Below are 24,302 nucleotides of genomic sequence, written 5' to 3'. Positions count from 1 at the left end.
TGAGGTCGTTGGCTGTGCATTTGAGTGGCTAACCGGGTTTCGGTATGGTCACCAACGAAGTGGCTTCCGCCGTTCCTGATGCCACGGCCAGCGGGCACAAGTGGCCCGTCAAAAGCTCCAGATCATAAAGCTCGGACACCGCTCCGTCGATGCGCAGCCAGTCGACGCAGGACTTGGTTTCCAGATCGATGATTTGAACCCCGCACCAGGGGTCGCTATCGGCCTCGGCCAGACGGGCGTCCAATTCCAGCCCCTCGAACCGCTCGTAACGCGGCTTTGACAGACCGACAAAAGCGTACCGCCCGTGAATGGCCAGCCCGCGCGCGAAACCAGGGCAAAAGACATGCGGAACAAACCGCCCCATGCCATCGCTGCCAATCTCCACTTCTCCGAGTTCGCCACGGCCTGAGTTGAGCACCCACAGCCTCCCGCCATGCAAACGTGGTGAATGCGGCATCGAGAAGCCTTTGCAGATGATCTGGTTGGTATCGACATCGATAACGATGCCCCCATCAGCACGCCTGTCGCGCCAACCATCAATCGTGTCCGACCGGCTGATCGCTGTTACGTAACGGGGCCGCCCGTCCTGCATCGCCAACCCCTGCAAGCTGGCATTCTCATTGTCTTTTCCCCGGTTCAGAACGACCATTTCAAACCGGCTTTGACAAAAGGTCCCTGTGCATCGGAGCCGACTTCCTGTTCTGCATTGACTTCCAATTTCAGGCCGGAGGCAAAGTCCTTTTCATAACCGACCAGAACGCTTCCCCCCGTGAAATCCGTGCTTGGGAAGACCAGAGAATTCGTGGTCGAGAAAACAGAGACATTGGTCGACGAGTCACCCAGATTGCGCCTCAGAACACCGCTGAGTTGGCCGATCAGCGCACTGCCTTTCCCGATAGTTTTTTCAACCTCGACCCCAAGCCGGGCCTCAACAACCTCGGTTGTTACATCGCCAACCGTTGCATTCGCGAGTGAGCCCGTTTCCGTATAGCCGTCATCTTCCTGCCGGGTGTAGCGAACGTTTCCAAAGCCCAGCAGATCGAAATTGCCTTGCAAATCGAACGACCGCTCAACACCGACGCTCAATGTGTACAAGGTCGAGTCATAGTCACCCTTGGCATCCGTGCTGCCGATGATTTCCCGGGTCTTGTCGGTCGACAAAAAGCCCACGCCCAGATCCGCCTCGACCGTATAAGCACCATACTGGCGGCCAGCCGCAACGTTCAGATAGAAAGCATTGGTATCGAACGATGTTCCGTCGCTATCCCCATCGGCGGTGAACACACCGATGCCAAATGCCAAAGCCGTTCCGTTGTCCAACTGGCCCGAGAAGCCGAAGCTGCCGTTCAGGATATCGACATCCGTGTCGGGACTACCGGATTGCTCGAACTGTTTCGTTTGGGCGTCGGCCATCACATAAGGACGGAACGTGTTCACGAAGCTGTCCCCGTATGCAAGGCCACGAGTAACCTGAGCCGGTGCGTTGTAGCTAAGCGCCTGCCCGGCGCTTCCGACCACTTCGCCATAAGTTGCAATGACGTCACCCGGTATGAACAAGTCCGCGGAATCGACGCTTGCGTAGATCGGATTAGGCCCGCCTTCATCCTCGACAAACCACGCTGATCGGCCATCTGACACTGTTGTTGTGAATGCGCCGGTATCGGTGTCCGCGTCCTCGAAATAAAACACGGTGCTGTCGCCGCGTGCGTCGAGGTTCACATCATGCCCGGCGACCCGCATCGTGCCTGTTACCCGGTCCTCAGTGTCGACGTTCAGAGTGCCGTTCCCGCCTTCCAGGAAGATCGCGTAGGCATCGCCGCTTTCCGATGTTGCCGTGACAGTGCCCACATCAGTAATTTCGCCGTCAAAGTGCCCCACATAAATTCCAATGGCATCTGCTCCGTTGCCTGAGGCCGACGCGGTGATTTCGCCGCTGTTGGCGAGGTTACGTTGCATGCCTTCAACGTGGATGCCAAAGGCCTCAGCTTCGTCGCCGGAAACGGATGCGCTGATCTTACCGCTGTTGGAGATTTGGCCCGGCGTGCCTTCGAGATAGATACCCATGGCATCTGCATCAGAACCTGACGCCGAGGCAAAAATCGCGCCGTTGCTGGTTAGATCGCCCTGCATGTCTTCAACATGGATACCAAAGGCGTCCGCCCCTGCTCCGGAAACCGAAGCGCTAATTGATCCAATGTTGCTGATTGCGCCAGACGTTTCACCGATGAAAACTGCAGTTGCCGTGGTGGATGCCGTGCCGGATTGGACATTCGCCGCAATGGCCAGGATCGTGCCGCTATTTGTAAATTCCCCGTCAAGCGTATCGGTAATGCTGATACCTTCCGCGTTCATGAAGGAACCGTCGCCTCTGGCGGTTGCGACCAGCGTGCCAGAATTTTCAACATTTCCAGTTAGCGTACCGACAATCGTCACGGCCCCGGCACTTCCTCCAACACCGCTATCAAGGTTTTCGACAGTTGCGGTAATGGATCCCGAATTGACCAGATCACCGACCAAGCTGCGAGTCGCCCCTATTCCATATGCAAAGGCGGAAGACGCTCCATCAACGGAAGCCGAAATCGTGCCGCTGTTGGACAATGTACCATTCATTCCGCCGCTGATGTTTATGCCAAGTGCGGTGGCGGAGGCGATCTGGTTTCCTGTGGCGGCTGCACTGATTGTGCCCAAGTTCTCAATGTCAGAGTCGACGTCGTAACGGATCAGAATCCCCGACGCGACGGCGGCAGAGCCGCTCTCATTCTCGGTGCGGGTTATGATTGACCCGGTGTTGCGGATACCGCCATCTGCGCCAAGGTCCTGGCGTATTCTAAGCCCCGCTGCACTTGCCAAATCCCCTTTTCCGGTGATCGTTGTCAGGATTGTTCCCGAGTTTTCGAACGTACCGTTCAAATCCCCTTCAATAAAGATTCCATAGGCAGTGGCAGATGCACCACTATCTAATCCCGCGGACGTGTTGACTGTTCCCGAATTGCTGATGTCTCCGGTCACATCACCATCGACATAAAGGCCATAGGCATAGGCTTCGTCCGTTTGTTCCGTGGCAATTGCGGTTATTGAACCTGAATTGGTGAAATCGCCATTGAAGTCATTTCTGAAATAGAAACCAGCAGCCACCGCCGATGTCGCCTTGTCAGTTTTGGCAAAAACGGTGCCACTGTTTGTAACGTTACCGTTCACGTCTCCGGTAATATTGACACCGAACGCCCTAACATCACTGTCAGTGGCATTCGCGGTTGCCGTGATCACCCCAGAGTTTGAGAAAGACCCGTTCAATCCAGAACTCAAATACAGGCCAAAGGCATCCGCATCATTGCTTGGGGAACTCGCTGAAGCCGAGATAACGCCGGAATTTGTCAGATCACCGATCAGGTCACCGACGATGTACACGCCATAGGCTTCGACGTCATCACCCACAGAATTTACCGTCGTCGTGATCGATCCGGAATTTGATAGGTTTCCGGTCAATTCACCACCAACATAAAGCCCATAAGCTTCAGCGTCGCTGTCTCCCGAGCTTGCCGCAACTGCGATAGAGCCAGAGTTCGAGAAATTCCCGTTCAGATCATTTTGAAAATGAAAGCCTGAGGCCGTCACGAGGCCGCTTGAGGCCACGGTCGCTTTTACAGTCACCGTCCCGCTGTTGGTTATGTTGCCCTGCACAACGTCTTCTACAAGAACAGCGGCTGCCATCGGATCTCGTGGAAACGGAGGTGTCCGGAACGGGAGAGAATACTTCCCGTTTGAAGTTACAGAAAGACTTCCGCTGTTCGTGAAGTTACCCGTCAGCTTCTCTCGGAGATAAAACGCTATTGCATTAGCTGAGCTATAGCCACCGGCAGTTGCCACAACTTTCCCACTGTTAATGATATTACCCGTGACATCATCGCCGATAAGAACTCCGCTCGACCGTGCGATATCATCAATAACTGTCGCAGCTGCGCTGATCGTGCCTGAGTTTCTGAAATTCCCGTTCAGTTTGTCGTCGATGCGAATGCCATTAGCTTCGGCATCATCGTTCGTCGTTTTCGCTGATGCTGTGATAGAACCAGAGTTTGAGAAATTTGCCTCCAGATCATCATCTATATAGACGCCATAGGCATCGGCATCATCGTCGACTGACGTTGCCGATACCGTGATTGAACCATAGTTCGAGACGGCCGCGTCAAGGTCATTGCCGACAAAAAGCCCGTAAGCTTTGGCGTCGTCGCTTGGTGAGCTTGCTACAACAGATATCGAGCCAGAGTTCGTGAAAGCCCCGCCCAAATCTTCGGCAATGTAAAAGCCACTTGCCACCACGCTGCCGCTGCTGACATTGGTCGCTTCAACGGTGACGGACCCGTTGTTGATAATGTCTCCATTAAGGTATTCCTCAACAAAGACTGCAGCGGCTGCTGGTATCCCGCGAGAGGGAGGCGGCCCCGGTCGAGAAAATTGTTCAGTCGCAGTCGCGGTCAAACTCCCACTGTTGGTGAAATTTCCGTTCAGGTTGTATTCCAGATGAAACGCATAAGCGTTAACCGTCGACGAGTTGCCCGCCGCATGTGCCGTAACAGTCCCGCTGTTGTTGATATTGCCGGTAACATCGTCGCGGATGTGAACACCTGCCGCCTGCGCAAAACTGCCGTTGTCCGTTGCAATGGCGCTGATCGTGCCCGAGTTGTCGAAGTTCCCGTTCAGCCCATCCCTCATCAGGATGCCGACCGCAGTCAACGTCGAGGCGTTGTCAGCTATTGCCTGAATTGTGCCGCTGTTGCCGACGTCGGTACCAACGTTGGAAAAGAAAACCATCCCTGTTGCGGACGCTTGGCTGAACACGCCTGAAGCGATGGCTGAGATAACCCCGGAGTTCTGAATCGTTGCGGTTGAAGTGACGGGACCGCCAACTGAAACCCCGACGGCAGATACAAATGCCGTGGCGTTGTCTGCCTTGGCCGTTATTGCGCCGGTGTTAAGAAGAACACCATCGACTTGGCCCAATACAGAGACGCCATACGCTTCGGCCCGGGCTCCGCCGTTGAAGTCAGTTTCAATCGTACCGTTATTCACAATTTGACCGGTCGTTTCCAAATCGCCAGACACAAACAAACCCGTCCCGAATAAACCGCTGGTAGACGGTCTGGATATTGTACCATTGTTGGTGAAGGTGCTGCTGTAGTCGGTAGTAATCTCAACCGATGCGCCAACGCCGGTCGTTAAGCTGACGGCGCCATCGGACGTAATCGTGTGATCTGTGTCAGTAGTGAACGTTTCAGGTGTATTCTGTAGAGACGAAATGACATCCGCTGCTGCCATTCCAACCGACAGCGCGCCCACCGACACCGACGCCAGGAACAGCGAAGGTGCCATACTTGCCACTGTCCCCTTCCATTTCACTACTCGACCGCCACGGACCACGTGATTTTTCACGTGCCGCTTCAATTTGGTACTATTCACCGACTGATCCCCTTGGAATTCTTTTTGTCGTTTTAACCGGTCAAAGAGTTCGTCAACCCAGACCGGTGCCACTCGCGAAAACCGGCATTCCCGGAAGAACTCGTAAGGACAAACTCATAAACCGACATCTTCAAGGGTCCTGAAACCACCTTTGCCTGTGCTCTCAGACTATTTTTCTAATGCCCGTTAAGCGCGAAGTAGCTTGTGTTTTCTACACGCCACACGCCTTGGGAATCTCCACTCGCAAATCCCATTTTTCTAACTTGAAGTTGAGTTTAGATGTGGAATCACACGAGAATTACACCTAAACGCAAAGTAGAGCGGCAAGAGATAGAGCAGTATGAACTATAATCCCCATTTGATCAGCTATGGGCCCTGGAGTTTCGACGCTGCGCGAAATCTGCTGTATGTCGGCGGTGAGGTTGTACGGTTGCAACGGGGCGTCTTGCAACTGTTTCAATACCTGGTGCGCCGTGAGGGCGACGTGGTTACGAAAGACGAACTCATCGAAGCCGTTTGGAATGGTCGCGAAGTTTCCGATGCCGCTATGTACAATCGGGTCACTGCATTGCGAAAGGCACTCGCAGATGACAAAGGACCAGAGCGTTGCATTCAATGGGAATATGGCCGAGGCCTGCGTTTTGTTCGCCCCAATGGCTCTCGAACCGGAAACGCTGTTGCCGCGCCAGAGAATACGCCGCCTTTGAAGACCAATGATCGCCAACCTTCTGCTGAAAAGGGTAAATCCTTCGAACAACAGAGGCAATTTGTTGGGGTCAGCCCGCTCAAGGAATGGCGGTACATACTGGGGATTTACAACACGTTTTACCGCACCCCGTCATGGCCCAACGCCATCAAAGTTGGTGTGACTGTGCTGAAAGAAATCGACGGCCAAGTCGCCGTTTGGACTTCGGAACGCGGAGAAGACCGTAAGGTCGGCACACGGCAAAGAGCACGCTATCGAGGCTCGGCAGTTTTCATAAACGGGCGTGTGTATGTAACGGAACAAAACTCGGAACCGCCGCATTCTGTGTGCCAGTTAACTCTGGATGCGCCTCATTCTTACAGACCCGATATTATGACGGGCTTGATGCATGGAAGTTCATGGCGGTTGGGCGGCGCACCATACGCTACAAGAGTGGTCTGGCGTCGGGTGCCAGCCGGAACGAACCTGCGGGCAGCACTTGAAATGTCAGGTCCGTATCCGGATAACACCGATCTTATTGAGCCGGCTATCCTAAAAAGCGTAGGATCCGATTGCCTGACGTTTCACGAGCAGACAAGTGCGCTTTGAGGATGCTGATTAATAAACAGGTCGTAAGTCTACATTCGTGTAATCATAGCTGAATGCCAGCATAAATAGTGGTTGCGCACTCTAGATCGATGATCTGCCGCAATCACAATCCAATTTTTTTGCTCGCGGAAGCAGAGAGTGTCGACATTCCGCGCGTCGGCAACATGGCTCTGATCGCGGAGGCAGCGCAGCGGGCAGTGATTGCAAAGTCGCACTGGCCCCAATAGCTGTTCATCAACGTTTTGGTTGGCTTCCACACTAAGACCCATTGGGGGGAACCATCGCTGCACGTGCTATATCTTCGCCGCCAGAAAATTGTGCACCTGGGGTGAAGTGTCCTCCGGATAGATTTCAATAAATGACAACTGATGCTCATGGCATGCAATATTGTCCTGTTGTGAACTTTGGGTCGCATTTACATATTTCTGGCTTGGCAGGTGAGGCTTGTCGGTAGGTATTTACATATTGCGTTTCAGTAATCTTTGCTGACAGATTTGGTATCAAGACGGATCAGGAGAATGTTAATGGCCAGTACCGTCAACCAAGCCAACGTTCTGGACCAGTTGGAGCGGATTGTATCATCCAAGGATTTCCAAGGCAGCGCACGGACAAAATCGTTTCTGGAACACCTTGTTCGACTGGAGCTTGAGGGACGGGGCGATGAGTTGCGCGGAACAGCTCTGGCCATGGACGTATTTGGAAGAGGCGCCGATTTTGATCCCAATGTAGATCCGATCGTTCGTATCGAGGCCGTCAAGCTTCGCAAGGCACTATATAATTACTACCTCGCGGCCGGGTCTGCTGACCCTGTATTGATAACGATCCCAAAGGGACAATACCGCCCGCATTTTGATGCCAATTCAGAAAAGTCGGGGCCCGACATTCAATCTCCGCCAGAGTCAGCTTGGCCTGTATTAGGAATCTGCGCCTTTACCGGATCGGATACACCACGAGCCAGGCTTTTTCGCGACGGCCTTCCCGAAGAAATCGGTCTGGAGCTGTCACGCTTTGGCCATATCCGCGTTCTGACTGGATATCCGGGCGAGCTTGCAAACGAAGCACCAGAACAATTTAGGCCACATTGTGATTATTTGTTGGGTGGCTCGGTACGTGAGGAAGCGGCCAGTTTGCGCCTGATCGTCCAGCTAAAGCGAACCAGTGATAGTAGTCTGGCTTGGTCTGGCCGGCGGGATATCAATCAGGATGACACAGATACATTTAGAGCTCAGGAAGAGATATCCAAACAATGTGCGGTGATACTGGCTGACGCTTATGGTGTTGTTGCCACAGATGCCGCGGAACAATTTGCGGGCCGACAGGCCTCTGACAAACTGGTATTTGAGGCGTTGTTGGCCTTTCACGCCCACCTTCGCACGTCCAGATCGGGCAGCCTGAAGCAGATGGTGGATTTGGCAAAGATCGCGGTACAAGGCAATGATGCCAGCGGACTGGCGCATGCGCTGATGGCACTAGGGTACATAGAAGAAGTCGCGCTGGGGCAAAAACGTCTGGGCGCAATCCTGAGCGCAGGTCAGGCGCACGCCGACAAGGCCATCGCGCTTGAACCTCAATGTCCCGAGGCGTTGTATGCGGCTGCGATTTACTCACAAGTGGGCGGAGACAACCCAAGGTTCCAACGGCTGATTGACGCGGCCAGTCACGCCAATCCAAACGGAGCTTTGCTGACAGCGTTGACCGGGGCATGGATTGCGCTTGTTGGCGATATCAAACTGGGTGGGCAAATGGTGCGACAAGCAATGGACGCCAATCCCATGTTGCCCATCTGGACGAATATCACTCTGTGCCTCGAAGATGTCGAAAACGGGGATTACATATCAGCCTCTGAAAAAGTGCGTTTGATTGACGCTCGTGAATATGCAAGCGATTGGCTTCTGATCGCTGCTATCCACGGACTGGCCGGTGAAACGCAACTGGCACGACAGGCTTTGTCGAAAATTCCGACCCGTCATTTCACCTTGGAGGAATATCTTGATGATCTTCCGTATTCCTCCGGCCTCGTGGAGATGCTTCGTGAGGGAACAGGGATTCTGCGTTCGACCGAAACCGGGGAATAGCCAGACCTCTAAGGGAACCGGTTCGTCTAGGCCACCGAACCACTCTGAAATCGGCTTCAAAGGTTAACCAGATGTGTGGTTTCGGGTAATACGCAGTCAAAGCTGTTTTTCGATTGGCAACCAACTGGATATTTTGGCCACCAGCTTGCGCCACAAACCTGCCGAAGGTTCTTTCGTCAGAGGTTTGCCTTCGCTTGACGCCAGATATTCCCATTGTGTCTTTCCATTATCTGATTGCGTCACCCTATAGGTGTATATTGGCACCGCAGCATCCAGCTGCGCGCTGATTTCCTGCGCCAGACTTGGACTGTCTATAACTAACCCGATTTCAGAGTTCTGCCGGATAGATCTGGGATCGACATTCGCGGAACCGACAAAAACATATGTCTCGTCGATCAGTGTTATTTTGGTGTGCAGGGTCAGTGGCGTTTCAACACCGTCAACCGACGAGGGGACATCTGCCCGAACTTCGGCAATTTTTACGCCAGCCCGCAATAGCCGATCACGGTAGCGCGCGTAATGACCATGCGTGTAGGGATGATTGGTTGAGGCAAGCGAATTGGTCACGATGGTGACCTCAACACCCTTATTGACCAAACTTTCAAAAAACTCGGTACCATAATCCTCTGGGATAAAATAAGGTGTCACCACCGTCACGCTATGGCTGGCGCGCCCCAAAACGTTATAAAATGCATCCCCGACAGCAAATGGACCTATGCCCGGTCGATTGCGCAGCTTACTCGGATTATCAGTAACGGTTCGCACATGACCGAAATGGACGGGCACCTGACCTGACTGGAGTTGGCGCAAGTAACTCGAGCCAAGCGCACGGTCATAAACAGAAACTTCTTCGCCGAGTGTGCGGTTCTGAAACTGTTTGTAAGCTTCATTCAGAGGAACGATATCGCCGTCGTCGAATACTGCAATTGGCAGGGACCAACCGTCGTTCCAATAGATGTCAAATGACTCGGATAATTCCTGAACCGCTTTGCCTGCGACGAACAGATCAAAATCGGCAAAGTCATACTTTGTCCCAATGCTGTAGTATTCATCAGCGATATTCCTGCCGCCCACGATCGCAAAACTGCCATCAGAGATCAGAACTTTATTGTGCATGCGCCGGTTCACGCGGCCAAAATCCAGCAGGAAATTGACAGCGACAGGGCTGTTTCGGGACAAAGGGTTGAAGACGCGGATCTCTACATTCGGATGCGCGTTCAGGGTTGCAATCTGATCATCGCGCGCGGTGGTGAAAACGTCATCGAACAACAGTCTGACTTTCACACCTCGTTCCGCCGCAGAATACAGTGCCAGCCAAATCAAAGACCCCGCCAAATCGGGCTTGATCAAAAAGGTTTGCAGGTCAATCGAGCTTTCCGCCGCTTCGATCATCCGAAGCCTGGCACCAAGCGCGTCATTGCCATCAAACAAGGGCGCCATCGCCAAAACTTGGCTGTCGTTGCCCGTAAGTTCAGTGACGATCCGTTGGGCCTGGGTGCCATCCGTGGTCAAAGCGCGTGAAGGCGTACGAGGCGTATCAAATGGAACATAGGTGCAGCCTAAGACGGTCAGCAAAAGACCACATATGAGGAATAATCTCGTCGAAACCCCCATCAGTTTTCCCGCACAGCATTGGCGTCAGTAAGGTGAACATCTCTCCGCGGAAAGGGTATCTCAATTCCCGCGGAATTCAGGTCCGCAAAAATACGAAAAAGCAGATCTGACTGGACCATCAGGATATCGTCGACATTCCTGAGGTAACACCGCAGTTCAAATTCCAGAGCACTTTCACCTATGCCCCGAAACAAAGCTTTGGGTGCCGGGTCTGCAAGGATTTCGACGTGATCGACGGCAGACTCTTCAAGTATAGATTTGGTTCGTTCTAGATCGCTGTCGAAGGCCACACCAATTGGTATGATTAATCTGGTAACCCGCGATGTCAGGGTAAGGTTCTTTATTATGTTTGCGATCAAGTCCTGATTGAGAATAATGACCTCGTGTCGGTCTAAGGTTTCGAGCTGGGTCAAACGCCCCGAGATTTTCTTGACCGTCCCGTTATGTTCCGAAACTTCCATCCAGCCCCCTACGGCAATTGGTCTTTCGAACAAGAGCATAAATCCAGTAGTAAGATCCTTGCAAACACACGGGCATTTCTCCGACTTCTTCGAGGTCGATGAAAATCTGAAAACCTTCTTCAGCCCCAAGTCCCTGGACGCCGTAATCATGGACGATCGCAATACCTGCCTTGTCCATCGTATGGATAACCTTAGAAATTAGCGCGTAGTCCGTTGTCGGGTTTAGGCGGTTTGATTGGGCGATCGCGCTGGTGGCGAGAGTGGACAGGAACCCGATTGCTATCATCGCCCAGTTGTTCAATCACTTGCCAGACTGCCGCAGCTGCACAACGCCCGTTAACGGTTTCACTACTGTAAAACACCTGTTGGTATTGGTGAGGCTTCCTCATTTCTGTTGGGCGAAAACAGAAATATGGAGTGAGTAATGTCTCAATTCGAACTTCTGACAGTATTGCAGCAACAATACCCTTCGACCACCGCAGCGGCCCATGATCTTGTCATGCGGGCATCTGACCTGAAACGGGCGCGTACCCACGAGAATTGGGTGGATTTCCAGGGGTTGAACAAGGCGCAGGTCGCCTTCAACAATGCGCTCTGGGAAACGCTGCTTTGGGCGGCAAGGGAATCGCGTGAGGAATGTCCAGATCGACTGCTTAAATTTGCGGCAAATTTCTTTGCTCAGTTCGCGCTCGCCTGTCCCAGATGGAACAGTGTCTGGCCGGTCATCACGGTCTATTTGCTGGAAGCAATTACAAAAGACGTATCCATACTGAACGATGCCATCGCCCAGGTGAAAAGCGAACAGTCTATTGTCAGGGGAATCGGGCGAGGAAGGAACGATCAATCGTTGCAAACTCGTGTAACGGTATATCCCTTGTCAAACTCTGGCCCGCATTAACTTTGAATGATCACCCGGCAGAATATTCGGTCAGTTCAGACCGTGCTCTGCCGGGTAAAATTCAGTGTGGCGCTCAGTCGAATATCCCTAAGTGAGCATCAAGAATGTTGAACGGATTTCGTTCGCTCGACTTTCGACAATAAGTGCGTGGCGGCCACCATTGCGACCCAGATAAGCAAGGAAAAGGTGTTTTCTGCTGCGGCAAGAGGCAAGACCAAAAATCCAAACGCAATCGCAACGAAATCCGTAGCCTGCCATCCATCTGCCAAAAGATCAGGCAGCAGACCAATGAAACTTCCAAAGGCGCCGGCTATCAGCGTTGACAATAACCCTCCTGCAAGCGCGACGAACCACCCGACAATGCCGTCGCGACCGAATAACGAGGCGAGTAGAAAACCCATTATCGCGCCGCCCAATGTCATTGCGATCACATAGCGTGCAACCAACCCGAAATTCTCGCGCGCCCAATCATCCTGCAAGCCGTCGGGAAGATCGCGGGATAGAAATAGCAGAAACAAACTGGCGCCTATCACCGCCATCATGATCGTCGCTGCGCGCCTCGGGGCTTTGCGTTTTTGCCGTGAGAAACTCATTCATTTGGTCCAATTCGCAATGATTTTGATGGCCTGAGATGAAACAAACTTCCAACCGGAAATGCCTGCAGATGCTGCGCTTGAGCTGACGGGCGCGATCAAAACACTTGATTAACCATACAACGAAATGCTTGTGTCAGGTCAACGGATTGGCAGATGATGAGGCAATATGGCCAAACTTTTCCCACTTCTGACGGGTGTTTTTTTGTGCTCGTTTTTGTCTGTCTGCGGAACAATCAAACGAGATCCAGTGGGTATCGGAGATTTGCAAAATCCCCAGGTCCCGGGAATTCCCGGCGCACGTTATTGGGCGGACTCACCTCCCGAAGAACTACAATATTTGATCCGGGAAACCTTTGAACAGCGCCAAAGATCTGGTGTCGGTCGAAACGGGCGTGAAGTTCTGGTGCTATCGGGTGGTGCCGAAAACGGTGCCTACGCCGCCGGATTGTTAAATGCCTGGTCCGAGAGCGGGACGCGCCCTGAATTCACAACGGTGACCGGCGTCAGCACAGGTGCGCTGATCGCGCCTTTTGCATTTCTTGGCGAGAAGTATGATGGAAAGCTCCGAGAATTCTACAGCGGCACACCAGCCGGTCAGATTTTCAGATCACGTGGGGCCATTGGAACCGTTTTCAATGTGTCCGCTCTTGATTCAAGCCCTTTGAAACGGATCATAGACGACACGGTTACACCGGAGTTTTTGGCCGCTATAGCCAGAGAACACGCCAAAGGTCGACGGCTTCTTGTTCAATCTCTGAGCCTCGATGCGCAACGTCCCGTTTTGTGGAATCTGGGGGTGATTGCCTCTAGTAATGCGCCGAATGCCGAAACTGTTTTCCAGGATGCATTGCTTGCATCCGCGTCTATACCCGGCGCATTCCCTCCTGTTCTGGTCCAGGTCGATACCCCCGATGGCCCCCGAGACGAGATGCATGTCGACGGTGCGATATCTTCGACGATGACTGCACTTGATGAATGGTATTTGGCTCGCCCAGGTCAGGAATTACCCAATCAGCGTGAAACACTTTATGTCATTCGAAATTTCCGGGTTTTGCCAGAAGCCAGCGTCACCAAGGCCAAATTGTTGAAGATTGCAGGCAGGTCGCTCGAGACGCTGGTCAAGACACAAGGCACCGACGATCTGTTAGAATTGTATCTGGGTGCACAGGAAGCCGGCGGCAGGTTTCTGGTGACATGGATTGGAACCGGATTTACGCAAACGCCGCCTGCTCCCTTTGATCAGGAATATATGCAGGCGCTGTATGTCTACGGATTCAACAAGTACAAATCTGGAAAAGCATGGAGCACCCTTCCTCCGCAGCTGATGACAAGGGCAGAAGTCGAACGCATCAAATAAAATCATTCTAATGTGATTTTTGTGATATTACGGTGTCTGGAAAACGAAGGGCGGATGGAATTTAAGGGGAACTCTCCGGTAATTTGCACAATTATGCTCCGGCACTATCGGCTGTCTTGCCGCTGAACCGGGAGGTCGGTTGCAGAGGCAAAGCGCAAAAAAGCGCCTGGCTAGGCTAATGTTCCCTTATTTTCAGCACGCTTTTCCATCTCCAAATGGCAATTCAAAGGGGCTGTGTGACTCCGCACCAAACCGGCAACCGACAGAGGCATCTGATCGTCAGGGGGTAAAAGAAATGGCTACCAAGGAATCGACAGGTTTCCCGCTGTTCCTGAGGAGTTTCTGCATATTTATCTTCTTGTCATTGGGCTGCGCCGCGAATGCACAAATCCCAATAGCGGGAAATTATGGGCTGGGTGCCGGGTTGGGTCAGACGTCGGCCATCTTGCCGCCACAAGGCACCAGAGTGATCGAGAACGGTTGGATAAATTACGAAATCCAAAGATATGTAGATGAAAACGGAAATGATATCGGCGCACCATCGGCAACGGTGAACGCCGCTCGCCTGACCTTCCGCTACGTATTTCGCGATGTGAAAATACTGAGTGCTGATTATTCTGCAGGAATAGTACTGACCTACCGGGATCAGGTGTTGCGGCCAGAGCCGGGATCAGAATTTGACTATCACCTTGGAGATACCGTCGTAACACCCATTGCTTTGGGGTGGCATCGTGACAACTGGCATTTTCAGACTTCGTATACGTTTTGGGCTCCAACCGGGAAATTTGATGTCGGCGGGACCACAAACACCGGTAAAGGATTGTGGAGCCATATGCTTTTTGGAGGCGCAACCTGGAGGCAGGATGCCAGCCTGCCTTGGGCGGCTACGTTTCAGGCGCGGTACGAAACTTTTGGGCGACAGAAAGCCACCGATATCCGGCCGGGGAATGTGCTGTCTCTGGAGTTTGCCTTTGGAAAAGAAGTTGCCCAGGGAATTAATATTGGCCTTTTGGCGGCACGCTCTATGCAGGTTTCAAGACAAGAAGGGACGCCCGGAGGCGATCCGTCAAAGTATGAGATAAACCTTTATGGAGCGGAAGGCGTTTGGAAACCAAAAGGCTTACCCGGCGCTCAAATTGCACTTCGTTTAGGTAAGGAATTCGACAACCGAAATACGACAGAAGGCTTCGCAACACTTCTTTCTTTTGCTTATGCATTCTAACGAATATCCCGCCAAAAATTGTTAGGTCAGAGGTCAAAACGACAATTAGTGAGAAATGTCTGCTCGTGTGCGTATGGACCCGCCTGATTGCGAGAAACTGGTTGCCTTTGGATAGGCCTTTGCGTTTGCCAACGTTATCAGATTTTTTTGAATCGGTCATTGGTGTAATCGCACCGAATTTAGCAGCTATTCGCGATTGCCCCTGTTGGCACGTCCCGGTGACAAGAGGGTTCTGAAAATACCTTGGAGCAGCGTAATGAAGTTTCGATCCGCTGATTGGGAAACAGCTTATGAAGCGGCGCTTCCGGTCTTTCAGGAAGCAATACATGCTTTGCTGACCAATGGCGAAACCCGAGAGATTTTGCCACCCGTAAGGAAGGAGATTACCTAAACAATGTCGTCTCCCCAGAGGAATGGCGTACATGCGTTTCAACAGCTGGGTTGGCTAATCGCCTGAATTATCCAAAGACAGGTTGGACCAAATCTGTTGGTGAATGGCTTACCATTCCGGTGGTCGCAATCGCCCGTCGAGCCTTAATCAGGGGTAACGAATTTGTCGACGGCGCTTGGAGCCAAGTTGTTTTGAAAGATGCGATTATTCCAAGGCAGGTCTTTGAAGATTCGGAAAATGTTCATTCGGTGCTCATTGACTTTTTCCTCGACAAACCTCGGCATCTATCGACGCTTATCGCCCCTTGGACAGCATATGCGTCTTCGTTGGAGTTCACTGAAAATGCAAAGAATTTCGACGAACAGGGTTTTGATGACGAAGAAACTCTGAGTGCGGCGGAAGATGCCTTGTATCCGCACTTTGTCCACTATGGGGTCGTTGCAGGATTTGAGAACCTAGCCCTTATTCCGCATCTGATGGCAGCCAGAAATGTGGATGTCAGCGACCCCCAGGCAATTCGATCATCAATTGCAGAAACAAAGTACTGGCGCGAGAGATTTAAGGAGTACCAGTAACAGATGTACTTCCCCAAAAATTCTGGAACGCGTTGCCTGACTTTGCGGTGACTCTCAATGTCTTGTGATAGACTTCTGCCAACACCGGAATTGACCCCATGATGGCAGATTTTTTACCGCTACCCCAGGTCGTCAGAAGATTTATAGATCTCGCCGCTGATGTTGAGCGCCAGATCGGCAACGATCCAGCCAATGGCCGAAGTCTCGGGGTTTGCGCGCAGGACACGTGCGTGATGTTCAACGTCACCGATAAAGTCGTTGATATCGCTGGGGGCGATTAGCTCTTTCTTCAACAGCATGATCAGCAGTTTCGACTGGATGACAACAAGCGCGTTCACCTGGTGCGACGCTTCCAACTGTGTCATCGGCTGTGTTTCGATGAGCGCTTTCAGTTGTTCGAGCATTTCTTCCAATAATCGCGACTGGCCAGCACGTCGCTTCTCCAACTCAGCAACGCGCGCCTCAAGTTCTTCCAAACCAGTCATCCGAAAATCCCTTTCTTTCTATGTGATACAGGCCATGTCGACTCTTGCAGTAACCACATGACCCGTAGCCAACGGCAGCACGTCATATATTCACCAAAATGAAAAAGCATCCAGAGCTGGTGAGGCTATTTTTCAAGTTTTTTCAATGCTTAGGACCGTTGACAGAATGAACGGACAGAAAACAGGAACCATCGGATGAACAAAGCGTATATCGGGCAAACATTAAGCAGCATGTATCTAAGTTCGGGCGATTTCACACTTGATCAGGATGGTCCGTGCAAGCACTCATTCGCGGAAGTTGGAGAGGTGATTACGCGACGGCAGCCAGTCGATATCGATACTCTTCCGACAGTTTTGAAATACCGTGTACCGGCACTAAGGCAACAGCCTCGGATATCCGCCCTATTCATGTCTAAATGCAACGCAGTTTATCAGAACCAGCTTACCGCAATTTAGGGAACTGAAGAGGTAAACCCACGCGCCTTGCTGAGGCCATGTGGGTTCGCCTATTTCGAAAATCGATAATCCTGTCCGGCTCAGCTCAGTCGCAAGCAGAAGTGACAATCATCTCGACCTTGAGCGCCTCGCGTGCCAGTTTGGCTTCGCCACAGGCGCGGGCCGGCGCATGGCCTTCCGGCACCCAAGCGTCCCAAACATCATTCATCTCGGCGAAATCCGCCATGTCGGCCAACCAAATCACACATTGCAGTATCCGGGTTTTATCGCTGCCTGCCTTGGCGAGAAGGTCTTCGATCTTGGCCAGAATGTCACGGGTCTGATCCGCGACTGTAGCAGCGTCAGAGGTCTGGCCGCACAGATAGGCAACGCCATTGTGCTTGACGATCTTGCTCATACGTTTGCCAGTTTCGATACGGGTGATTGTCATGTCGGATATCTCCATTAAAGGACCTTGCGGTCAAATCGATCAATTCGGAAAGGCGATAGATTGAAGCGGCTTTGGCCACCAGTCACCAGTTCCGCCAGAACCTGCCCCACGACAGGTCCCATCTGAAATCCATGTGCAGAAAACCCGAACGCATGGAAGGCACGAGGAGCATTCACAGCGGGGCCGATCACAGGCAGGTTGTCGGGCATATAAGCCTCCAGCCCGGCCCACATCCGGTTGATACTGGCCTTGCGCATGATCGGGAAAAACTCCGCCGTAGTGCGACAAGCAGCAGCGAGTTTGGCATAGTCCAACCGTGTGCGATTTTTGGCGCGCTCGGCAAAACCCTTGGCACCGCCGCCGATCAACACCGTGCCATTCTCGAATTGCTTGAAACTGAGCTGGCGACTGATCGCACCAACGACCGGCTTGGCAAAATGCGGCATTCGGGCGGTGATCATCAGCATTGGCGCAGCATGGCTGAGTGGAACGTTGTCCCCGATCATCAGAGCAATCTTATCTGCCCATGCGCCAGCACAATTGACGACGGTTTCAGCCTCGTATGTGTGCCGCACACCCTGCGCCAACCAAGTATCACCCACACGCCGGAGCCCAAGAATCTCTTCGCCTTCGATCACCCGCACACCTAAGTTTTCGGCGGCCAAACGAAACGCAGATGTCGCCTTGTAGGGGATTGCATACCCGTCCAGTTCCGAGATCACGCCACCAACGCAGTCGGGGTTCACATGAGGCAGTCTTTCCCTGAGTTCGGCCTGATCTATGATCCGTTCATGTGTGTATCCAGCATCACGCATCGTGGCCTCGCGGGCCTGCACGGTTGCCAGATCGGCCTCATCAACTGCGATGTTGACCAGCGTCTGACGGCGAAACCCGGTGTCATGACCGAGGTCTTCATCCAGTGTCTGCCACATCTCCATCGACGCTTTCGACAAAGGAACCTCGGCCATGTCACGTCCCAGAAGCCGCACCCCACCTGCGTTGACGCCCGAGGCATGCCGTCCAGAATAATCCTTTTCAACCACGATCACGGAAGCGCCTTTGCGCGCCAGATGGTAGGCAGTTGCGCAGCCTTGAATGCCGCCACCAATGATCAGTACGTCCGCCTTCATTCCGCAGCCTCCGCAGGAACCGTGCCGTAGCGGCTCAGTTCATCCAAGGTCAGCAGGCGCTGGGGGCTGCGCAGTCGGTAATACCCAACCGTTTCGGGGCTTTCTGCGCGCCACTGCGACAACAACCCGGCCACCACATGACCGCATTGCCGCCCCTGACATGGCCCCATTCCACACCGAGTCAGGGATTTCAGGGCGTTCGGATCCCGCGCGCCCTGTTCGAATCCTTTTCGCAAGTCGCCCAAAGACTGCTCTTCACAGCGACATACCAAGGTTTCCGCGTCACGCGGCAATCTCAGCGCCTCAGTTGGGCGGTACAGGCGGTCGATGAACCGGCGAAATGGTTTCAAGGCGGACAAGAGTTTCTGATCAGCGCGTGCCCTTTGATCCCTGTCAGCCTCGGAAATCCGACCAAGGCGAAACAGGATATTCTGCGCGGCCACGCGGCCGGCCGCACGCGCGCCGTCTGCTCCGACAATTCCCGCACCGTCGCCAGCAACTGAAACATGCGCGACTGAGCTTTGGCCAAATACATCAACAGTGGCCTGCCAGCACATCTGGGCGTGGTTCCAGTGATGCGCCAGCCCCATCGCTTGGGTCATGTTTAAATTGGGTTGAACGCCATGGTGCAGGAAAACGGTATCGGCTGAAATAAGGTGCTGCTTGCCCGATGCTACAAAACGCAGCCCTTTGACCTTTTGATCGCCGATGACCTCGAGATTCTCGGCGTATCGGTGGATGGTCACGCCAGAAGCGCGAATTTCTCGCAACAAAGACAGTCCCTTACGCAACTGTCCGGCCTGCCGCATCGCGCGTGGCATCAGTGGGGCCGCGTCAAGGTAATGCTGTTGCGGCGTAGTATCGACCAGCGCTGCCACGGGCACACCCAATCGCAGGTATTGCGCCACAATCAGGTACAGCAGAGGACCGGACCCGGCAAAGACCGCGCCATCCGCGACGACGGCATCCGATTTCAGCATCACCTGCGCCGCGCCTGCGGTCATCACCCCGGGCAGAGTCCAACCGGGGATCGGCATGGGCCGTTCCATCGCACCTGGACACAACAGCATCTCACGGCAATGCAACTCACGGGTTTCGCCCTGACAGGAAAACAGAATGCGACCATCATCCCCCAAGTGCCAAGCATCGGCCCCGGCAATGTGTTTCGCGCCGGATCGTTCGAACCGGGTGATCAGGTCAGCCCCTGCCGCGTAGTCCGGGCCAAGGCTTGCCATGTCCGGCAAAAGGCTGCTGGCCGCCGACCGGTAAATCTGTCCCCCTGCCCGTTCGGCACGATCCAGTACAACCACATCGACCCCGGCCTGCGCCAGCTCAATGGCGACCGACATGCCTGCTGGGCCCGCCCCAACAACGGCGCAATCAAAGGCTTGCATCGGCGGCCTCGGTGTCTTCGGTTATGTTCTGTGTGTTTATGCTCATCCCGTCCTGGACCTGACGCAGGCAGGCCTGCTGATTAGAAAGGCCATCGATTTCGACCATGCACTCGAAACAGACGCCCATGGCGCAATAAGCGCTCCGCGCTTCGCCTGACAGGGCTGCTTTACGGGTCACGACCTGACCAGCCACCGCCATTGCAGACCAAACGGACTGGCCTTTGCGAGCCTTGACCACCTGGCCATTGACGCGCAGCGTCACCAGATCGCGGTCATGATCTTGCAGGGATCTGAACATTGGCTGATCTCCGGGATAAACAGGGCAAGGCGTAGGGAGAACACGCCTTGCCCGATTTCAGGGTCGGGTCGGTTTATTGATCGATCTGGTCGAGGATGGCCTGACCCCAATCCTGGCCTACGTCTTCAAGGACCTGCGGCCAGACCTGCGTACGCACGTGCGCGGCAGTGGCCGCAAGCTCTTCATCTGACAGAGACACGATGACTGCGCCATTGTCGGCCAGCTTCTGCTCGAACGCACCCTGATCAGCCTCGGCGGTTTCCCAACGCTTTGCTTCGAACGCCAGTGCTGCGGTTTCCAGCGCTGCACGGTCTTCATCGCTCAGCTCAGCCAAAGTGCCCGAGTTGATGATCATGTACCAAACCTCGAAATGCGTATTCACCGGCACATAGGACGTGGTCACATCACGGAACGAGGCATAATAACCTTCGGCACCCGAACCGACGACACCGTCAACAACACCGGTTTGTACGGCAGTGAACGCTTCCGAGAATGGAATGGGCGACGAAATGTAACCCAGAGCATCGGCGGTCAGCTGAAAGCTCTTGATCCCCGGAACGCGCACCTTGATGCCCTTGGCGGCAGTCGGATCGCCCGGGTTTACGGCGTCGGTGTTCAGGGCAACGCCACCGAAATACACCGGATAGGCCGCCAGCATGGTAATGTCCTGCTTGGCATAGAGATCCTTCATCGCACCGTGAATTGCGCCGCCGGGACCGTAAATCTCTTTCGCCTCATCCCAGTTTGCCGCCACATAGGGAAAGGCCGAGATCTGCATGCGACGATCAACGGCGGTGGCTGCGGGCTGTACGGCCATGTCGATGGCACCCACCGAGATGCGCTCTTGAACCGAGGTATAGTCCCCAAGCGCTGACGCCGGGAATAGGTTCAGCTCAACCGAGCCATTCGTTGCGGTCTTCAGTTCTTCGGCAAAGGCACGCAATTCATTGTCGATGGTCGCACCCTGTGGGCGGATATGGCTGATCTTCATCGTGTCGGCGACGGCGATCCCGGCGGTTGCCACAACGGCTGCGGCCATGCAGGTGGATTTCAGAAAGTTCATCATGGATAAGTCTCCTCCGTGAGTGATGAAGTGGGCGGCTTAGTAGCCAAAGAAGCGGGGCAGCCACATCGACAGGTCCGGCCAGAAGCTGGTCAGGAACACGACTGGTAAATAGCCCAATAGGATCAGGGTCATGGCAGGTCGGATCACCTTGGTGACCGGCACCTGGCCGATGCGTGCGCCCAGATACAGGATCGAGGCATAGGGCGGCGTCACACCTCCCATCGCGGTGTTGACCCCCATGATCGCGGCAAACTGGATCGGACTGACACCGATAGCCTGCATCAAAGGCAACAGCAGTGGTGCGATCAGGATGATGGCGGTCACGTCATTGACCACCATGCCAACCAAAAACAGCAGAATGTTGATCAGCACCAGCAGCAGGACCTTGTTTTCGGTCACCGAGAAAATCGCCTGCACGATGGCCTGCGGCACACTTTCCAGCACGAACATCTGACTGAGGATCATCGAGAACAGGATCATAAGCATGATCGCTCCAACCGATGTTGCGGCTTCTTTGCCGGCACCGAAGAACGTGCGAACATCCAGCCCCTTGTAGATCAGGAACCCGACCGGGATTGCATAGATCACTGCCACAGCAGCGGCCTCGGTAGGGGTCATGATGCCGCCATAGATACCACCCAGAATGATCACCGGCATTAGCAGTGCGGGCGTGGCCTTGAAGCCGCGTTGGGCTGCCTCGGACATGAATGCCGCGCCTTTGAGGGGCTCATTCAGTTGCAGGGGGAACCTGCGGGCCATTCGGATATTGACCGCCGAAAAGCTGGCCATGATCAGCAGGCCGGGTCCAAGCGTCGCCAGAAAACAGGCCAGGATCGACGTATCCGTCACCCAGCCATAAACGATCATCGTCACGGAAGGCGGGATCAGCAGGCCAAGAAGCGATGCATTCGCGATCAACGCCGTTGCGTATTCGCGGGGATAGCCCTGCTTTTCCATTTCCGGGATCAGCAGTGGGCCGATCGCGGCGACACCTGTCAGGCCTGAGCCTGAGATCGCCCCGATCAGCGCGCAGGACACAGTGGCTACAACGCCCAATCCACCTCGCAGGTGGCCGATGAAAATGTTGACGAAGTTGAGAAGGCTCGCCGCGATACCGGAGACAGACATGATCGTCCCCGCCAGAACAAACAACGGAATGGCCAGCAGCACAGGGTTGCCCAACTGTTGGAAACCCCACAGCATATTGCCCTTCATGACCACGTCACCGGCGAAGTACATCACCATCAGACCGGCACCAAAGCAATACGGCAGTGGAACACCCAGTGTCAGCAGAATGACCAGAACCAGTACAGCGAGAAGCGCGATCTCGATCATTTCAGACCTCCTTCAACGGAGGGTTCGGTAACAGGGGAAAACAACGCGCGCAGATGCATCAGCAGGTGCCAGGCGGTGAAGATCATCATCAGGACCAACCCGACAAACAAAGCGACATCGACATAGAAGGTCGGCAGATACAGGGTCGGGCTCTCGCGCCAGACACGCATCGAGTACTTGGTGAAATCCCAAGCCCATGTGGTCAGCCAGATACCTACGATAAGGCTGATGACCTCACCTATGACTGCCAGAACCTGATGCTGACGTTCGGTGGACAGAAAAATTTCAAGCACATTGGCGCGAATATGCGTGTTTTCACGCGACGCGTTGACCGCGCCCAACATGTACAACCACAGCGTCGGATAGAGCAGGCTTTCTTCCAATCCCATAACGGGGATTTCCAGCACATAGCGTGTGATCACCTGCACAAATTGCCCAAGAGCAACCAGGCAGATCAGGACTGTCAGCAAGACGCTAGCAAAGCGTGTCATTTCCCCCTCCGTCATAGCGAACGCATGCGGTGTATTCGTGGCGGGAAGATCACGAGCTGATCGTATTAAGTCAAAACGATTAAATTGATTGTTGAATAAAGTTAGTTTATGGATCGGCAAAAAGATGAGGATTAACAGAGGCGCATGAATCTCAGCTTTCGCCAATTGCAAGCCTTTCGAGAGGTTATGCGGACAGGATCAGTATCAGGCGCCGCCCGAATCCTCGGACGGACTCAACCCGCTGTGAGCGCGCTGATCGCAAATCTCGAGGCCGAGTTAGATATTGCTCTGTTCCGCCGACAGCGCGGGAAAATGGCCCCTACCCCCGAGGCGCAATATTTCCTCACCGAAGCTGAGGCGATCCTAGATCGCCTGTCGCTTTCAACCCGGACGATGCGCGAGATTGGGGCGCTGACAAAAGGGCGCTTGAACATCGCCTGTATGCCGGCCGCCTCCAGCCTTTTGATGCCGCAACTTCTGGGTGAGTTTCTTCTGGACAAACCAGATGTAAAAGCTTCGTTGATGATGCGCGCATCCCCGGTGATCGAGGAATGGGTTGCCTCTCAGCAATACGACATCGGATTGGGTGAAACCCCAAAATCCACGGCAGCAATTGATACAGTCGACTTCGACATGAAATGCGTATGTGCGATCCCTGCGGGTGATCCATTGGCTGAACTTGATATAGTCCAAGCGCATCACCTGTCGGGTCGTCCGATGGCCGGGTTGCAGGAGGGTCACCCAAACCTGATTGCGACCCAAAGGGCATTCGCCAGCCAAAAGGCCAGTTTCGAACAACGGTTCGAACTCAGGACTTTTCACCCAGCGTTAACTCTGGTGGAAAAAGGGCTTTGCTATTGTATCTGCGATCCGATTACCGCAGCTGGATACGTCAATATGCAACCCGAGCCGAGACCCATCGTCTTTCGGGCGTTTCATCCCCATGTCGTTTTAAACGTTTCAATAATGCAACCGGCACATCGCCCTTCATCTGCGTTGGCAAGTGAGTTTGTCCTGCAATTGAAAGCGGCTCTGGAACACGTCAACAGCCAGTTTTGAAAAGTGTTTGTGGGTTTTATTGCAACCACCTACTTTCTTTACGATCATAAATTGAACTTTTTGCACATTACATAAGTCATTTTCTGTCTTAGCCATTACACGCTATAAGTACCGCTTATCACTTATGATTGATTTGACCGGAAATATCCCCCATGATGCAGGCCAGTAAGCCCCTTCTCCGTTGTCCCAGAGAGTTTTTTCCGATGGATTTTCTGTCCGAT

General features: G+C 53.6%; 22 protein-coding genes. 8 read left to right on the top strand and 14 right to left on the bottom strand.

Annotated elements, in window-relative coordinates; all coding sequences use genetic code 11:
• Nucleotides 1-28: 28 nt before the first annotated feature.
• Both ACR0D6_RS16170 and ACR0D6_RS16165 read right to left on the bottom strand, forming a co-directional pair.
• On the bottom strand, nucleotides 29-649 hold the full coding sequence (locus ACR0D6_RS16170; RefSeq protein ID WP_480766239.1) for a DUF4915 domain-containing protein: 621 nt from the start codon (nucleotides 647-649) through the stop codon (nucleotides 29-31).
• Nucleotides 637-5,376 (bottom strand): beta strand repeat-containing protein, encoded by a 4,740-nt coding sequence (locus tag ACR0D6_RS16165; RefSeq protein ID WP_480766238.1) that lies wholly within the window; start codon nucleotides 5,374-5,376, stop codon nucleotides 637-639. The genes ACR0D6_RS16170 and ACR0D6_RS16165 overlap by 13 nt, the downstream gene beginning before the upstream one ends.
• Nucleotides 5,377-5,794: 418 nt before the next feature.
• Between ACR0D6_RS16165 and ACR0D6_RS16160 the strand changes: the two genes are divergently transcribed.
• Together ACR0D6_RS16160 and ACR0D6_RS16155 are read left to right on the top strand one after the other, a co-directional pair.
• Nucleotides 5,795-6,748 carry a winged helix-turn-helix domain-containing protein gene (locus ACR0D6_RS16160; RefSeq protein WP_480766237.1) on the top strand — a complete coding sequence of 318 codons (954 nt, stop codon included), beginning with the start codon at nucleotides 5,795-5,797 and terminating at the stop codon, nucleotides 6,746-6,748.
• 524 nt (nucleotides 6,749-7,272) lie between these two features.
• Nucleotides 7,273-8,823, top strand: a complete 1,551-nt coding sequence (locus tag ACR0D6_RS16155; RefSeq protein WP_480766236.1) for a hypothetical protein — start codon at nucleotides 7,273-7,275, stop codon at nucleotides 8,821-8,823.
• Nucleotides 8,824-8,919: 96 nt separating this feature from the next.
• Here ACR0D6_RS16155 and ACR0D6_RS16150 read toward each other — a convergent pair whose 3' ends face one another.
• The 3 genes from ACR0D6_RS16150 to ACR0D6_RS16140 all read right to left on the bottom strand — a co-directional run bounded on the left by ACR0D6_RS16150 (nucleotide 8,920) and on the right by ACR0D6_RS16140 (nucleotide 11,199).
• Nucleotides 8,920-10,215: a phospholipase D family protein gene (locus tag ACR0D6_RS16150; RefSeq protein WP_480766350.1), complete on the bottom strand. Its 1,296-nt coding sequence runs from the start codon at nucleotides 10,213-10,215 to the stop codon at nucleotides 8,920-8,922.
• A 221-nt stretch (nucleotides 10,216-10,436) separates the two neighbouring features.
• Nucleotides 10,437-10,898: a mechanosensitive ion channel family protein gene (locus ACR0D6_RS16145; protein ID WP_480766235.1), complete on the bottom strand. Its 462-nt coding sequence runs from the start codon at nucleotides 10,896-10,898 to the stop codon at nucleotides 10,437-10,439.
• On the bottom strand, nucleotides 10,879-11,199 hold the full coding sequence (locus tag ACR0D6_RS16140) for a hypothetical protein (RefSeq protein ID WP_480766234.1): 321 nt from the start codon (nucleotides 11,197-11,199) through the stop codon (nucleotides 10,879-10,881). Before ACR0D6_RS16140 ends, ACR0D6_RS16145 begins: the two co-directional genes overlap by 20 nt.
• Nucleotides 11,200-11,322: 123 nt before the next feature.
• Between ACR0D6_RS16140 and ACR0D6_RS16135 the strand changes: the two genes are divergently transcribed.
• A complete protein-coding gene (locus ACR0D6_RS16135; RefSeq protein WP_480452078.1) occupies nucleotides 11,323-11,796 on the top strand; it encodes a hypothetical protein in 474 nt (157 codons plus the stop codon).
• Nucleotides 11,797-11,894: 98 nt separating this feature from the next.
• Here ACR0D6_RS16135 and ACR0D6_RS16130 read toward each other — a convergent pair whose 3' ends face one another.
• Nucleotides 11,895-12,389: a hypothetical protein gene (locus ACR0D6_RS16130; RefSeq protein ID WP_480766233.1), complete on the bottom strand. Its 495-nt coding sequence runs from the start codon at nucleotides 12,387-12,389 to the stop codon at nucleotides 11,895-11,897.
• A gap of 340 nt (nucleotides 12,390-12,729) precedes the next feature.
• Between ACR0D6_RS16130 and ACR0D6_RS16125 the strand changes: the two genes are divergently transcribed.
• The 4 genes from ACR0D6_RS16125 (at nucleotide 12,730) to ACR0D6_RS16110 (ending at nucleotide 15,937) form a co-directional block, all read left to right on the top strand.
• Nucleotides 12,730-13,749: a patatin-like phospholipase family protein gene (locus ACR0D6_RS16125; protein WP_480766232.1), complete on the top strand. Its 1,020-nt coding sequence runs from the start codon at nucleotides 12,730-12,732 to the stop codon at nucleotides 13,747-13,749.
• A 295-nt stretch (nucleotides 13,750-14,044) separates the two neighbouring features.
• Nucleotides 14,045-14,971 (top strand): SphA family protein, encoded by a 927-nt coding sequence (locus ACR0D6_RS16120; RefSeq protein ID WP_480766231.1) that lies wholly within the window; start codon nucleotides 14,045-14,047, stop codon nucleotides 14,969-14,971.
• Nucleotides 14,972-15,227: 256 nt separating this feature from the next.
• The gene (locus tag ACR0D6_RS16115) at nucleotides 15,228-15,362 is read left to right on the top strand and encodes a hypothetical protein (protein ID WP_480766230.1); all 135 of its coding nucleotides are present in this window, start codon (nucleotides 15,228-15,230) and stop codon (nucleotides 15,360-15,362) included.
• Between the two features lie 50 nt (nucleotides 15,363-15,412).
• On the top strand, nucleotides 15,413-15,937 hold the full coding sequence (locus ACR0D6_RS16110) for a hypothetical protein (protein ID WP_480766229.1): 525 nt from the start codon (nucleotides 15,413-15,415) through the stop codon (nucleotides 15,935-15,937).
• Between the two features lie 119 nt (nucleotides 15,938-16,056).
• Here the strand turns inward: ACR0D6_RS16110 and ACR0D6_RS16105 are convergent, their stop codons facing one another.
• The 8 genes from ACR0D6_RS16105 to ACR0D6_RS16070 form a co-directional block, all read right to left on the bottom strand.
• On the bottom strand, nucleotides 16,057-16,422 hold the full coding sequence (locus tag ACR0D6_RS16105; RefSeq protein ID WP_170656471.1) for a hypothetical protein: 366 nt from the start codon (nucleotides 16,420-16,422) through the stop codon (nucleotides 16,057-16,059).
• Between the two features lie 541 nt (nucleotides 16,423-16,963).
• The gene (locus tag ACR0D6_RS16100; protein WP_480766228.1) at nucleotides 16,964-17,308 is read right to left on the bottom strand and encodes a RidA family protein; all 345 of its coding nucleotides are present in this window, start codon (nucleotides 17,306-17,308) and stop codon (nucleotides 16,964-16,966) included.
• Between the two features lie 14 nt (nucleotides 17,309-17,322).
• On the bottom strand, nucleotides 17,323-18,438 hold the full coding sequence (locus ACR0D6_RS16095; RefSeq protein WP_480766227.1) for an NAD(P)/FAD-dependent oxidoreductase: 1,116 nt from the start codon (nucleotides 18,436-18,438) through the stop codon (nucleotides 17,323-17,325).
• Nucleotides 18,435-19,832: an FAD/NAD(P)-dependent oxidoreductase gene (locus ACR0D6_RS16090; protein ID WP_480766226.1), complete on the bottom strand. Its 1,398-nt coding sequence runs from the start codon at nucleotides 19,830-19,832 to the stop codon at nucleotides 18,435-18,437. Before ACR0D6_RS16090 ends, ACR0D6_RS16095 begins: the two co-directional genes overlap by 4 nt.
• Nucleotides 19,819-20,130, bottom strand: a complete 312-nt coding sequence (locus tag ACR0D6_RS16085) for a (2Fe-2S)-binding protein (protein WP_480766225.1) — start codon at nucleotides 20,128-20,130, stop codon at nucleotides 19,819-19,821. The genes ACR0D6_RS16090 and ACR0D6_RS16085 overlap by 14 nt, the downstream gene beginning before the upstream one ends.
• A gap of 73 nt (nucleotides 20,131-20,203) precedes the next feature.
• Nucleotides 20,204-21,196 carry a TRAP transporter substrate-binding protein DctP gene (gene dctP / locus ACR0D6_RS16080; protein WP_480766224.1) on the bottom strand — a complete coding sequence of 331 codons (993 nt, stop codon included), beginning with the start codon at nucleotides 21,194-21,196 and terminating at the stop codon, nucleotides 20,204-20,206.
• Between the two features lie 36 nt (nucleotides 21,197-21,232).
• Nucleotides 21,233-22,531, bottom strand: coding sequence for a TRAP transporter large permease (locus ACR0D6_RS16075; RefSeq protein WP_170656459.1), 1,299 nt, complete (start codon nucleotides 22,529-22,531; stop codon nucleotides 21,233-21,235).
• Nucleotides 22,528-23,022 carry a TRAP transporter small permease gene (locus tag ACR0D6_RS16070; RefSeq protein ID WP_480766223.1) on the bottom strand — a complete coding sequence of 165 codons (495 nt, stop codon included), beginning with the start codon at nucleotides 23,020-23,022 and terminating at the stop codon, nucleotides 22,528-22,530. Before ACR0D6_RS16070 ends, ACR0D6_RS16075 begins: the two co-directional genes overlap by 4 nt.
• Before the next feature lie 144 nt (nucleotides 23,023-23,166).
• On the opposite strand from ACR0D6_RS16070, the gene ACR0D6_RS16065 reads away from it, so the two are divergent.
• A complete protein-coding gene (locus tag ACR0D6_RS16065; protein ID WP_480766222.1) occupies nucleotides 23,167-24,081 on the top strand; it encodes a LysR substrate-binding domain-containing protein in 915 nt (304 codons plus the stop codon).
• Nucleotides 24,082-24,302 lie beyond the last annotated feature (221 nt).

It is taken from the genome of Ruegeria sp. BJ6, assembly GCF_056537885.1.
The sequence above is the reverse complement of the archived record's forward strand: the minus strand, read 5'-3'. Positions and strand labels throughout refer to the sequence as shown.

Excerpts from the sequence above, each read along its gene's own strand:
- ACR0D6_RS16170 (WP_480766239.1), bottom strand. The coding sequence starts at position 649 with ATGGTCGTTCTGAACCGGGGAAAAGACAATGAGAATGCCAGCTTGCAG.
- ACR0D6_RS16160 (WP_480766237.1), top strand. The coding sequence starts at position 5,795 with ATGAACTATAATCCCCATTTGATCAGCTATGGGCCCTGGAGTTTCGAC.
- ACR0D6_RS16155 (WP_480766236.1), top strand. The coding sequence starts at position 7,273 with ATGGCCAGTACCGTCAACCAAGCCAACGTTCTGGACCAGTTGGAGCGG.
- ACR0D6_RS16150 (WP_480766350.1), bottom strand. The coding sequence starts at position 10,215 with ATGATCGAAGCGGCGGAAAGCTCGATTGACCTGCAAACCTTTTTGATC.
- ACR0D6_RS16145 (WP_480766235.1), bottom strand. The coding sequence starts at position 10,898 with ATGGAAGTTTCGGAACATAACGGGACGGTCAAGAAAATCTCGGGGCGT.
- ACR0D6_RS16135 (WP_480452078.1), top strand. The coding sequence starts at position 11,323 with ATGTCTCAATTCGAACTTCTGACAGTATTGCAGCAACAATACCCTTCG.
- ACR0D6_RS16130 (WP_480766233.1), bottom strand. The coding sequence starts at position 12,389 with ATGAGTTTCTCACGGCAAAAACGCAAAGCCCCGAGGCGCGCAGCGACG.
- ACR0D6_RS16120 (WP_480766231.1), top strand. The coding sequence starts at position 14,045 with ATGGCTACCAAGGAATCGACAGGTTTCCCGCTGTTCCTGAGGAGTTTC.
- ACR0D6_RS16115 (WP_480766230.1), top strand. The coding sequence starts at position 15,228 with ATGAAGTTTCGATCCGCTGATTGGGAAACAGCTTATGAAGCGGCGCTT.
- ACR0D6_RS16105 (WP_170656471.1), bottom strand. The coding sequence starts at position 16,422 with ATGACTGGTTTGGAAGAACTTGAGGCGCGCGTTGCTGAGTTGGAGAAG.
- ACR0D6_RS16100 (WP_480766228.1), bottom strand. The coding sequence starts at position 17,308 with ATGACAATCACCCGTATCGAAACTGGCAAACGTATGAGCAAGATCGTC.
- ACR0D6_RS16095 (WP_480766227.1), bottom strand. The coding sequence starts at position 18,438 with ATGAAGGCGGACGTACTGATCATTGGTGGCGGCATTCAAGGCTGCGCA.
- ACR0D6_RS16090 (WP_480766226.1), bottom strand. The coding sequence starts at position 19,832 with ATGCAAGCCTTTGATTGCGCCGTTGTTGGGGCGGGCCCAGCAGGCATG.
- ACR0D6_RS16085 (WP_480766225.1), bottom strand. The coding sequence starts at position 20,130 with ATGTTCAGATCCCTGCAAGATCATGACCGCGATCTGGTGACGCTGCGC.
- dctP (WP_480766224.1), bottom strand. The coding sequence starts at position 21,196 with ATGATGAACTTTCTGAAATCCACCTGCATGGCCGCAGCCGTTGTGGCA.
- ACR0D6_RS16075 (WP_170656459.1), bottom strand. The coding sequence starts at position 22,531 with ATGATCGAGATCGCGCTTCTCGCTGTACTGGTTCTGGTCATTCTGCTG.
- ACR0D6_RS16070 (WP_480766223.1), bottom strand. The coding sequence starts at position 23,022 with ATGACACGCTTTGCTAGCGTCTTGCTGACAGTCCTGATCTGCCTGGTT.
- ACR0D6_RS16065 (WP_480766222.1), top strand. The coding sequence starts at position 23,167 with ATGAATCTCAGCTTTCGCCAATTGCAAGCCTTTCGAGAGGTTATGCGG.